The sequence below is a fragment of the Afifella aestuarii genome (assembly GCF_004023665.1).
Classification (GTDB): domain Bacteria; phylum Pseudomonadota; class Alphaproteobacteria; order Rhizobiales; family Afifellaceae; genus Afifella; species Afifella aestuarii.
The window spans coordinates 331,373-342,830 of sequence record NZ_SAUF01000002.1 but is presented as its reverse complement, the minus strand read 5'-3'; the positions used below and the strand labels follow the sequence as shown (position 1 = coordinate 342,830).

Genomic DNA, 11,458 nt, shown 5'->3' with positions numbered 1-11,458 from the left:
CCCGCCGAATGCGACGCGCCTCACTGCTTCGTCACGTCCTTCAGATGCAACAGGAAGGAGGGCTGCAGCGAAAAGCCTCCGACCCTTTCCGTCGTCACGGCGTTCTGCTTCCAATTGGCGATGAAGATCCACGGCGCATCGTCGTGGATGATCACCTGCGCCTCCTTGTAGAGCTCGGCGCGTTCGTCCTGATCGGTGGCACGGCGCGCCTTCTCCAGAAGCTCGTCGACCTTCTCGTTGGAATAATAGCCGGAATTGAAGCCGCCCTCGTCCGGCAGCGCATCGGAGCGCAAGGTGAGATAAGGCAGCGTATCGGGGTCGTTGGTCATCCACGCCATCTCGGCCATGTCGGCCTTGCCTTCCAATCCCGGATTCACCTGCGCCAGAAACGTGTTCCACTCATAGCTCTCGATCTTCGCGTCGAGCCCCACTTTCGCGAGATCGGCCTGGATGGCGGTGCCCATCGGCACGGGATCGAGCATGCCGGAGCCGCCTTCCGTCACGTAGAAGGTGAGCTGCGCCTTCTCCACGCCGGCCTCCTTCAGGAGCGCCTTCGCCTTTTCCGGATCGTAGGGATAGGGCTTCACGTCGTCATTGTGCGCCCAGGCGAAAGCCGGCGGCACCGGGCCGGCGGCGACCTCGGCGGTCCCCTGCAGGACATTATCGACGAGCGAACGCTTGTTGATGGCGTAATTCACCGCCTGGCGGACGCGCTTATCGGCAAACGGCCCCTCTTTGGTGTTCAAGATGACGTACCAGAGATGCGGTCCCGCCTGCTCATAGACCTTGAAGGTCGGATCGTCGGCAAACGTCTTGAGATTGTCCGGCGGCACTTCCACCATCACGTCGATACCGCCCGACAGCATCTCGGCGATGCGCGTATTGGCATCCGTGATCGGGCGGAAGACGACGGCCTCGAGCGAGGGCGCGCCGTCCCAGTAATCGTCGTTGCGGGAGAGCACGACGCGGGTGTTGGAATCCCAGGTCTCGAACTTGAACGGACCCGTGCCGACCGGATGGCGGCCGACATCCTTGCCGTATTCCTTCACGGCCTCCGGCGAGACGATGAGCCCCGTCGGATAGGCGAGATTGGAGAGGAAGGGCGCATAAGGCTCCTTCAGCTTGAAGACCACCGTCATGTCGTCGGGCGTCGTGATCTCGTCGACAGAGGAGAAGAAGAAGGCGAGCGGGAAGGGTCCCGTGTCGTGATAGGGATGGTCCTCGTCGAGCATCCTCTCGAAATTGAACTTCACCGCCTCGGCGTTGAACGGCGTGCCGTCGTGAAAGGTCACGCCCTCGCGCAGATGGAAGGTGTAGGTGAGCCCGTCCTCGCTCACCTCCCAGGATTTCGCCAGCGCCGGTTCCGGCTCCAGCGTGCCGTCCTTGGTGCGCACCAGCCCGTCATAGAGATTGACGAGGATGCGGAAATCGTTCGACGCGGTGACGGCATGCGGATCGAGCGATTTCGGCTCGGCGATCTGCCCGACGATGAGAACATTCGGGGGCGTCTGCGCCTCGGCGCTCGGCACGAAACCGGCGGCAAGAGCAAGCGCGCAAAGCCCGAACAGGGCGGTTCGCCAGAGACCTCGCATCGGCATTCTCCTCAATTGCTGTTGGCCCATTCCATCACGAGCCGCAACGGGAAAGCAAACCCGCCCGCTTCCAAATCTCGCGGCCAAAACCCAGCAACCGCAATTTGCCGAGACATTGCAGGAGCTTCGGCAGAGCGAGGAGATTTCTGCAGCCCACAAGACCGCGGCAAAGTCGCCAGGATCGAACCGCGGCCCCTTGCGTTCATCTCTTGGCGCCGCAGATGAGGTGCGTATCAGCACAATTTTTCAAGCTTTCGAGGATGCCTTTGCCGCAAAGCTCGACCGAAACCGACATGTCCCGTGCCCGCCCATCTCCAGATGACGGGGCCAGGCAGTCCGCAAGCTCGTTCGCACCCATCCTGGAGCCCGGACACAATTGCTGGCGTATCGACAAGGCGCGGCGTGCGAGCCTCCTCATCGACGGTGCCGCGTATTTCCGCCGTCTCGACGAGGCGTTGCGCAAGGCAAAGCACTCGATCCTGATCATCGGCTGGGATTTCGACGCGAGCGCGCAATTGCGCCCCGACAAGGAAGGCTCCGAAACGCTCGGCACGCTGCTGCGCTCGCTGGTGGAAGAAAAGGACGACCTTCAGGTCCAGATCCTGATCTGGAACCTGTCGCCGGTGCACACGCCGAGCGCCGCCCTGCCGCTCATCGTCGGCGCCGATTGGGAAGAGCATCCGCGCATCGCGCTGCATCTCGACAACCATCACCCGTCCTATGGGGTGCAGCACCGCAAGATCGTCGTCATCGACGGCGTGCTCGCCTTCGTCGGCGGCATCGATCTCACCATCAACCGCTGGGATACGAGCCGCCACAAGCCGGACGAGCCGGCGAGGCAGACGGTGAACGGCGATTCCTACGATCCGATCCACGATATGATGATGATGGTCGACGGCCCCGTCGCCCGCTCGATCGCCGAGCTCGCCCGCGGTCATTGGGAGGCGGCGACGGAGGAGAAAGCGGCGATTCCATCGGCGGAAAACCTGCCCGAAGACGGCAGATCAGGCGGCATCGAAGATCTCTGGCCGGACGATCTCGATCCGGATTTCAGCGATATCGACATCGGCATCGCCCGCACCGTGCCCGCCATCGAGAAAGACCGTGAGGTGCGCGAGATCGAGAGCCTCACCTTCGATGCTCTCAAATCCGCGCGCGATACGATCTATATCGAGAACCAGTATCTCTCAGACGACAAGGTCGGCGATATTCTCGAAGATCGGCTTGCCGAAGAGGACGGGCCGGAGGTCGTCGCCGTCATCACGCGCGCCAATCAGGGCATGATCGAAGGCTGGTTCATGGGCGGCAATCTGAACCGCATGATCCGGCGTCTGCGCCAATGCGACCGCTATGGCCGCTTCGGCATCTATCATCCGGTGGCCTCCGTCGATCCGCATCTGGAAATCATGGTGCATGCCAAGGTTCTCATCATCGACGACCGGCTGCTGCGGGTGGGCTCCTCCAACCTCAATCGGCGCTCCACCGGCCTCGACAAGGAATGCGATCTCGCCATCGAAGCCCGTGACGAGGATTGCCGACGTGTCATCCGCCAATTGCGCGACCGGCTGCTTGCCGAGCATCTCGATTGCACGCCGGACACGCTCGCCCAGGTGAGCGCGGAAGAAGGCACGCTGGTGAAGGTGATCGACCGGCTCAACACCCACAACAAGCGCCTCATCGATTTTCCCGAGGTGACGACGCATGGCGCCAAGAAGCTGATGCCCGGCACGCGCCTCTTCGATCCGCGCGGTCCGATCGCTCTCTTCGGGCGCATCAGGCGCAAGGGCAGTCCGCACGGGCGCGGCAAAAGCGGCTAGGTCCGGGATCTCGGCCGGAACCGCAGCGCCCGGCCCCGCGTATGCCCAGGTGCAGACACGAGAGCCTTCCGAAACGACAGAAAAGCCGGGATCCAGGACGCAGCTGCGCGTCATGACCTGGAACATCCATGGCGGCGCCCCCTGGGGCGGACGGCGTAACCTCGATCGCGTCAAGGAAATCGTCGCGGCACACGACCCAGACGTCGTTGCGCTGCAGGAGGTCGATTCACGCCGCAGCGCAGCCGAGGCGATCTCCGCCTTCGACGATCTCGCCGACGGGCTTGGTGGCTATGCGACGCATGCCAAGACGATCATCGCACCGGACGGCGAATTCGGCCACATGCTGATCAGCCGCTTTCCCCTCACCGACATCCGCACCCACGACATCTCCATGGAAGGCCGTGAGAGACGGGCCGTCATCGACACACTCGTTGATGCCCCCGGCGGGAAGCTGCATGTCATCGCAGCGCATTTCGGGCTCGGCTTTGCCGAAAGGCGCCATCAGGCGAGCTTCGCCGCCGAGATCACGCGTCCGGAAGCTTCGGCCACCATCATGCTCGGCGATTTCAACGAATGGCAGTGGCGCGGCGCCGTGCGGCAGGTTCTCCTTCAGGCCCTGCCCGAGCGCACGCCGGAGCGAACCTTTCCGGCGCATCTGCCTTTTCTATCGCTCGACCGGATCTATGGGCGCCCCGCCGGCCTCATCGCAAAGAGCTTCGTCGACCCCGCCGGGCGGCGTGCCTCCGATCACCTACCTTTGATCGCCGACATCGATCTGGCCGCCACCGCCCGCGCCTGACCTCGTTTGCGCCGCCACGCCAGGAAAACCGGCCCCGCGCGGCCGCTTCCTCGGCCTGCGTCACGCCCGGATCGGAGCCTCGAAAACGGCACGCTGTGCCATTGCGTCACGTCGGCAACCCCCTTGCCGGGGGCCATTTGATTCCTAACCGGCATTGCGGCCGGAAGGCGGGAGGAAAACATGGCTGATCAGGTTCTCGACGCGAAAGGGCTCAATTGCCCGCTGCCGCTCTTGCGCGCCAGGAAAGTCTTGGAAGAGCTGCCCTCCGGCAGCACGCTCGAAGTCGTCGCGACGGATCCCGGCACCGTCAGAAATTTTCAGGATTTCTGCCAGACGAGCGGTCACGAACTAATGGAATCGCGCACGGAGGGCGACGTCTTCACCTTCGTCATCAAACGCTGCAACTGATTTGAACTGACTTGAACGGCCTGCGGGGCGGGCAGACCTCATTCACACCTTTTCCGTCACCGCAGGCGGCCCGCAGACGAGCGTTTTTAGCTCGCCGAGCGTTGCAATGACATGCTCGGGCGCGAGCGTCAGGCAGTCTGACGCATCGCCATAGCCGTAGCGGGCGAAACAGGCGGCGATGCCGGCCGCTTTCGCAAAGGCGAGGTCGGCCCGCGTATCGCCGACCATCAGATAATCGCCGAGGGGCCGCGCGCCGAAAAGCGGCGCGATCCGCTCATGAAAGACCGCCGGATCGGGCTTCATCGGCGCGCCCGGCTCCGCCGCGATGATGGCGCTCACCTCGATCTCAAAGCGGTCGAGCGTCGCCTCGATGGCTCTCACGCCCTTGTTGGACAAGACCACGACCGCCATTCCCGCGGCGTTCAAGGCCGCGAGCGTCTCGTGCGCGCCCTCAAAAAGCTGCGTATGTTCAGCATCGATCGCCGGATACTTGTCGCGATAGGCCACAACGCACTGTGAGGTCTCGTCCGGCGCCAATTGCGGCACCAGGACGGCCACGGCCTGATCGAGCGACAGGCCCGCCGCGATCACCTCCTTGATCTTCTGCCCGTCCGGCATGTCGAAGCCGCGCTCTGACAGCGTCTGGCGCAGGCAGGTGACGACCGATTGGCGGGTGTCGGCCAGCGTGCCGTCGAAATCGATGAGAACGATGCGGTAGGACATGACGGCAAACTAGGACGATTCTTTCGCCGTTTCACGACCTCACGAACGGGGCCGTTCTCGCGCCGGACCTTTGGCCGCGCTTCGACGATCAAACCTTTGCCGATCAGTCACTTGGCTATGCAGTATTGGCCTCCAGGCACGCCTTAAACCCCCGCCGTTCTTCAGACTCCACAGTTTTTATCATCATTATACATTTCTCCAAGCAACTCACACCGCCGTCGAAACTTACCTTCTTTGCGAACTAAGAAATTCTGCGCCAGGCAGGTTTTTCGGGCTCGAAAAGAGGCTCATTCAGCGAGGGGTTGGGATGCTGGACGCTGTGATCGATTTCACCAACGACATTTTGTGGAGCTACGTTCTCATCTACGGCTTGTTGGCCGTCGGGGTGTTCTTCACCCTCAGGCTCGGCTTCATTCAGTTTCGTCATTTTCCGGAGTTTCTGCGCGTCGTGCGCGGCTCGCGCTCCAGCGACAAAGCCGGCATTTCGCCCTTGCAGGCGCTCACCGTGTCGCTCGCCTCGCGCGTCGGCACCGGCAACCTCGCCGGCGTTGCCGTCGCTTTGACCCTCGGGGGACCGGGCGCCATTTTCTGGATGTGGATGGTGGCGCTCGTCGGCATGGCGACGGCCTATGCGGAATCGACGCTCGCCCAGCTCTACAAAGTGCGCAACGAAGAGGGCGATTATCGCGGCGGGCCCGCCTTCTACATCGCCCGCGGCCTGCGCCTGCCCTGGCTCGGCGGGCTTTTCTCGGTCTTCCTGATCCTCTCCTTCGGCCTCGTCTTCAACGCCGTGCAGGCGAATTCGATCGCCGATGCGGTGGAGGCGGCCTTCGGCATTCCGAAACTGTGGATCGGGCTCGGCCTCGCGCTTCTGTCCGGTCTCGTCATTTTCGGCGGCATCCGGCAGGTGGCGCGGGTGGCCGAGATCGTCGTGCCGTTCATGGCGATCGCCTACCTCATCGTCGCCTTCTATGTGCTCATCGTGCACTATGCCGAATTGCCGGGGGTCCTGGCGCTCATCGTCAAAAGCGCCTTCGGGCTCGAGGAAGTGGCAGGCGGCGTCACCGGCGGCCTTGCCGCGGCCTTGCTCAACGGTGTGAAACGCGGCCTCTTCTCCAACGAGGCGGGCATGGGCTCGGCGCCGAACATCGCCGCCGTGGCCACGCCCGACCCGCATCATCCCTCCAGCCAGGGCATGGTGCAGGCGCTCGGTGTCTTCATCGACACGCTCCTCATCTGTTCGGCGACCGCGCTGATGATCCTCTTGTCCGGCGTCTACACGCCCGGCCAGGAGGTGACGGGGACGGAGCTGACGCAGAACGCGCTCTCCGCCCATATCGGCGATTGGGGCGTCTATTTCGTCGCCGTGGCGATCTTCTTCTTCGCCTTCACCTCCATCCTCGGCAATTACTCCTATGCCGAAAACGCCATGACCTTCCTCGGTTTCGGCGGCAAGGGAGGGCTCACCGTCCTGCGTGTCGCCGCGCTCCTGATGGTGATCTGGGGATCGCTGCAATCGGTGCGCACGGTCTTCCACACGGCCGATGCGTCCATGGGATTGATGGCCACCATCAACCTCATCGCCATCGTCGCCCTGTCCGGGACGGTCACCAAGCTCACGCACGATTACTTCAAGCAGAAGAAATCGGGCCAGGAGCCGGTCTTCGACAACGACTTCTACCCGGAGCTCGCCGGCAAGATCGACGGCACGATCTGGACGCGCCATGGCGATCTCGCCAAGAGAAACGAGGTGCCGGGCGACGAAGAGACCGGCTCCGGCCGCGCCTGACCACCCGGTCATATCTGGGCCGGTCATGTCTGGGCGGCCATAATCACCCTGGGGGCGTCGGATCCGTGTCGGCGCCCCCAGTCTCGAGGCACGGATCGCTTTATTCTGCGGCTCGGAGCACCTATCTCGCCTGCCACATGGTCTCAAGCGATCCCTCGACCGACACCTGCTGGCTGTGCGGGCGCCCGCTCGGGCGGCGCGTCGAATGGCATCATCCGGTGCCCAAAAGCCGCGGCGGGCGGGAGACGGTGCCGATCCATCCGATCTGCCACCGCACGCTCCACGCAGTCTTCTCGAATGCCGATCTTGCCCGCTTCGAGACGGAAGGAACGCCCCTCTCCGCCCATCCGAAGATAGAAAAATTTCTCGCCTGGATCGCCAACAAGCCGCCGGATTTTCACGCCCCGACGCATCCCCGGCGCTGATTGCGACAGACAGGTCGGCCCGCCACGCAGCCGCGCGGGCTCGCGCAGAACCTCAGACGAAAACCTCGCGGTCGATGCGGCCCTTGGAGCCGAAGACCTTCAGATAGCGCTCGATCTCCTCTTCCGGCCCGCTCGCCTTTCGCGGATTGTCGGAGAGCTTGACGACCGGATGGCCATTGGCGCTGCTCACCTTGCAGACGAGCGAGATCGGATCGAGCGCCCCGCAGGGCTCCGGCGCGCAGCCGCGGAAGTCGTTGGTGAGATTGGTGCCCCAGCCGAAGGACATGCGCGCCCTGCCGGAAAAATGCCGGTAGGTCTCCTCGATCGTATCGACGTCCATGCCGTCAGAGAAGATCAGAAGCTTTTCTGAGGGATCGCGCCCTTTCGACCGCCACCAGGCGATGATCTCCTCGCCCGCAGGAATGGGCGGGGCGGAATCGGGGCGAAAGCCGGTCCAGTCGGCGACCCAGTCGGGCGCGTTCTTCAAGAACGCCGTCGTGCCGTAGGCGTCGGGCAGGACGATCAGAAGATTGCCGCCGTAGAGCGTCTCCCATTCGCGCAGCACCCGGTAGGGCGCGCCCCGAAGCGCCGCGTCGTCCGGCGACAGCGCCGCCTCCACCATCGGCAGCTCGTGCGCATTGGTGCCGATCGCCTCCAGATCCGCATCCATGGCCAGAAGCACGTTCGAGGAGCCGATGAAGGCGTCGCCCAGCCCCTCCTTCAAGGCCTCCACGCACCAGCGCTGCCACAGAAAGGAATGCCGCCGCCTCGTGCCGAAATCGGAGAGCCGCAAATTCGGCAGCCGGCGCAGCCGCTCCACCTTGTCCCAGAGTTTCGCCTTGGCGCGGGCGTAGAGCACGTCGAGCGCGAAGCGTCCCATCGGGCGCATGGCGGCGCGCGACCGGAGCTCGTTGACGATCGCGAGCGCCGGAATCTCCCACATCGTCGTGTGCGTCCAGGGGCCGTGGAAATCGAGCTCGAACTGCCCGTCGACGCGCTTCAGCTCGTATTCCGGCAGGCGGAATTTGGCGAGCCAGGCGAGAAATTCCGGCTCGAAGATCTGCGAGCGGCCATAAAACGAATTGCCGGCGAGCCAGATCATCTCCTTCTTGGTGAAGGTGAGCGAGCGGGCATAATCGAGCTGATCGCGCAGCTCCGCCTCGTCGATCTCTTCGGCAAGCTTCACCCGGCGCGTGCGGTTGATCAGCGAGAAAGTCACCTGCGTGTCGCGATGCAGACGCCAGATCATCTGCAACATCAAGAGCTTGTAAAAATCCGTGTCGAGCAGGGAGCGAACGATCGGGTCGAGCTTCCAGGTGTGATCGTAAACGCGGCTCGCGAGATCGGTCGTCGCCATTCAAGGATGTTCCGTCTTCTTCGACGCCAGGGGGGAGAAGGGCCGTCCCCGAAAGGCAAGCCCCTGGGGGCGGCACAGTCAAGCATTCCTGGCGTGTGGAGAAAACGGCGAAAGCCAAAAAGCCGCGGCGGTGCCGGGGGATGAAACCCGCCGGGAGGGTTTTGCGCACGGCGAACCGGCGCCAGCGGGCGATATGACCTCAAAAAACGATCGGACTAACGATCCTTTTCGGGCGGCGCGTTCTCGTCGTCGTCCACGTATTCCGGCCCGTAATCTTCCTTGTGCTGCAGGTTTTCCGGCGCCGGCTCCTCGCCCTCCGGGGCCGGCTCGTCGCCATCCGAGGCCGCCTGATCGGTTTCCGACGCGCCCTCGCCGTGGTCCGATTTGGTCTCGGCGCCTTCCTCCTCGCCGCTCTCCGAGGCTGCCTCGGTGTACCATTCATAGGCCGCCTCGACGGCGACGGTCGACGAGTTCGGCAGCACGCTGACATAGGCGGAATCATCGCCGGCCGGGGCCGGACGCTGCGACATGCGCCACCCGGTATGGACCGCGATGATCGCAAAGAGCGCGGCCAGGATGACCCAGAAGAATTGCGGGCCGGCGAGATCCATCGCCTGACCGGTCATCAGCGGGCCTGCGACCGCGCCGACCCCATAGATGAAAACCATGCCGCTCGCGGCTGCCGGCATATCTTCATGGTCGAGGTAATCGTTCGTGTAGGCGATCAGGAGCGAGTAGAGCGGGCTTGCCATACCGCCCATAACGAGACCGGCCGCCAGAAGCGCGATCAGGTTTCCCGACAGTGTGAAGGCGACCCCACAGGTCACCGCTCCGACGGCCGACAGCGTCAGGATCAGGACGCGCCGATCCATGAAATCCGACATCCGCCCGACCGGAAACTGAAACAGGAAGGAGCCGGTGAAGAGGGCGGCGACGAGCGCCGAGATCTCGCGCACATCGAGCCCGATCTTGGCGCCATAAACCGGGGACATGCCCATCTGCGCCGCCAGCACGCCGCCGAGCACCAGCGTGCCGACCGCCGCCGTCGGCGAGCGATCGTAGAGCTGGCGCAGCGACATCGCTTTGGGCGATTGCACCGCCGGGATCGGCACGGCCGACAAGAGCACCGGCGTGAAGGCGAGCGAGACGAGGATCGACGCCCAGACGAACAGAGAGAAGCCCGCCGCATCGCCGAAATTCAAAAGCCCCTGCCCCGCCACCATGCCGAGCATCTGCGCCACCATATAGGACGACAACAGCATGCCGCGCGTCTCGTTCGTGGCGCGGTCGTTGAGCCAGCTTTCCGACGTCACATAGATGCCCGACAGGCAGAAGCCGAGCATCAGGCGCAGGATCGTCCACGACCACGGATCGGTCAGAAGCGGAAAGGCGATGAGCCCCGCCGACATCAAGGAGCCGAGGGCTGCGAAGACCCGCACATGGCCGACTTTGCGGATCATCTCCGGCGTCCAGCGCGAGCCGACCAGAAAGCCCAGGAAATAGCCCGAGGTGACGAGCGACAGCTCGAACGTCGAAAACCCCTCGATGTCGCCGCGCACACCCATCAGCGTCGACTGCATGCCGTTGCCGACCATGATCAGGAAGACACCGAAGAGAAGCGCCCAGACGCTCGTGACGAGCTGAAACATATTTTTCCCCGATGCCTGCCTGCATTTCGGTCGCCGATGTCGCGGCGTTCAATGTCACCGCGCTCACTTTCACCGTGATCACCTTCACCACGGTCACTTTCACCACGCTCACGTTCAGCGCGATCACGTTGACCACGATCACGGCCCCCCCCCCGCCTTCACCCCGCCCGAGGTCTCCGGCCGGCTTTTCAGCCCAGCCTTCGCCCAAAGTCGTCGCTCGGCGGCTCGCTCGCACGCCGCGCAGGCGTGTCGACCAGGAACCTAGATTTCGCGGATTTTTGCGATGTCCAGCAAAGTGACGATGACAGCGGCCAGAACAACCCCATCCTGAAGACTCAAGACAGGCTCAACCGGACCGAAACGCCGCCCGCGCAGACACCGCCGCCCCCATGCCCGAGACGCTCTCTGCAAGCTTGCCGGAAAGCGACACGCGGATGGCTCGGGTACGGCACGGGGGTGAGATGGGATCAATCGGTCGTTTGGATCTCAGCCGGGGCGGCTCAGCCCTCGACAACTCCGTGCAATTCTCGCGCACCTTGAGTTGCTCCCATTACGGGAACATATTAAATTGACGTCGTAATGGCCCCCTGTATAAACCTCATATATGAGGATCATTGCTCGGCCCAAGCTGATCGCTTTCGGGGAGCGCTTTCCCGATGCGAAGGCGCAACTCGATGTGTGGTGGGCAGAGGCCAGGCGGGCGGAATGGGCATCGCCGGCAGACATCAAGGCTCAATACCGCAATGCGAGCATTCTCAAAGGCGGGCGCGTGGTCTTCAACATCTGCGGGAACAAATATCGCCTTATCGTGAAGTTCGACTACGCAAAGAGGATCGGATTTGTCCGCTTTCTGGGGACCCATAAGGAGTACGACCAGATCAATGCGGAGGAGGTGTGAC

At 63.4% G+C, this 11,458-nt stretch carries 10 protein-coding genes; 6 read left to right on the top strand and 4 right to left on the bottom strand.

The annotated features are described in order from the left end of the window. Positions 1-20: 20 nt before the first annotated feature. Positions 21-1,592 carry an ABC transporter substrate-binding protein gene (locus tag EO094_RS10015; protein WP_128292165.1) on the bottom strand — a complete coding sequence of 524 codons (1,572 nt, stop codon included), beginning with the start codon at positions 1,590-1,592 and terminating at the stop codon, positions 21-23. Positions 1,593-1,885: 293 nt separating this feature from the next. Here EO094_RS10015 and EO094_RS10010 point away from each other — a divergent pair, with 293 nt between their 5' ends. From EO094_RS10010 to EO094_RS10000, 3 genes are all read left to right on the top strand, one after another. Next, entirely contained in the window at positions 1,886-3,409 is a 1,524-nt protein-coding gene (locus EO094_RS10010) for a phospholipase D-like domain-containing protein (RefSeq protein ID WP_164879618.1), read from the top strand. A 112-nt stretch (positions 3,410-3,521) separates the two neighbouring features. After that, positions 3,522-4,208 carry an endonuclease/exonuclease/phosphatase family protein gene (locus tag EO094_RS10005; RefSeq protein ID WP_128292163.1) on the top strand — a complete coding sequence of 229 codons (687 nt, stop codon included), beginning with the start codon at positions 3,522-3,524 and terminating at the stop codon, positions 4,206-4,208. Positions 4,209-4,388: 180 nt separating this feature from the next. Continuing rightward, complete coding sequence (locus tag EO094_RS10000; RefSeq protein ID WP_128292162.1) at positions 4,389-4,616, top strand: sulfurtransferase TusA family protein; 228 nt, start codon at positions 4,389-4,391, stop codon at positions 4,614-4,616. Positions 4,617-4,658: 42 nt separating this feature from the next. On the opposite strand, the gene EO094_RS09995 is transcribed toward EO094_RS10000, so the two are convergent. Further along, complete coding sequence (locus EO094_RS09995) at positions 4,659-5,339, bottom strand: HAD family hydrolase (RefSeq protein WP_128292161.1); 681 nt, start codon at positions 5,337-5,339, stop codon at positions 4,659-4,661. A 310-nt stretch (positions 5,340-5,649) separates the two neighbouring features. Between EO094_RS09995 and EO094_RS09990 the strand changes: the two genes are divergently transcribed. Together EO094_RS09990 and EO094_RS09985 are read left to right on the top strand one after the other, a co-directional pair. Further along, complete coding sequence (locus EO094_RS09990; protein WP_128293271.1) at positions 5,650-7,128, top strand: alanine/glycine:cation symporter family protein; 1,479 nt, start codon at positions 5,650-5,652, stop codon at positions 7,126-7,128. 65 nt (positions 7,129-7,193) lie between these two features. Beyond that, positions 7,194-7,553 carry an HNH endonuclease gene (locus EO094_RS09985; protein ID WP_246008459.1) on the top strand — a complete coding sequence of 120 codons (360 nt, stop codon included), beginning with the start codon at positions 7,194-7,196 and terminating at the stop codon, positions 7,551-7,553. Between the two features lie 52 nt (positions 7,554-7,605). Here the strand turns inward: EO094_RS09985 and pncB are convergent, their stop codons facing one another. Continuing rightward, a complete protein-coding gene (gene pncB / locus EO094_RS09980) occupies positions 7,606-8,910 on the bottom strand; it encodes a nicotinate phosphoribosyltransferase (RefSeq protein WP_128292160.1) in 1,305 nt (434 codons plus the stop codon). A gap of 215 nt (positions 8,911-9,125) precedes the next feature. Next, positions 9,126-10,559: an MFS transporter gene (locus tag EO094_RS09975; RefSeq protein WP_128292159.1), complete on the bottom strand. Its 1,434-nt coding sequence runs from the start codon at positions 10,557-10,559 to the stop codon at positions 9,126-9,128. A gap of 604 nt (positions 10,560-11,163) precedes the next feature. Between EO094_RS09975 and EO094_RS09970 the strand changes: the two genes are divergently transcribed. Then, positions 11,164-11,457 (top strand): type II toxin-antitoxin system HigB family toxin, encoded by a 294-nt coding sequence (locus EO094_RS09970; protein ID WP_128292158.1) that lies wholly within the window; start codon positions 11,164-11,166, stop codon positions 11,455-11,457. The last annotated feature ends 1 nt before the right edge of the window (position 11,458 follow it).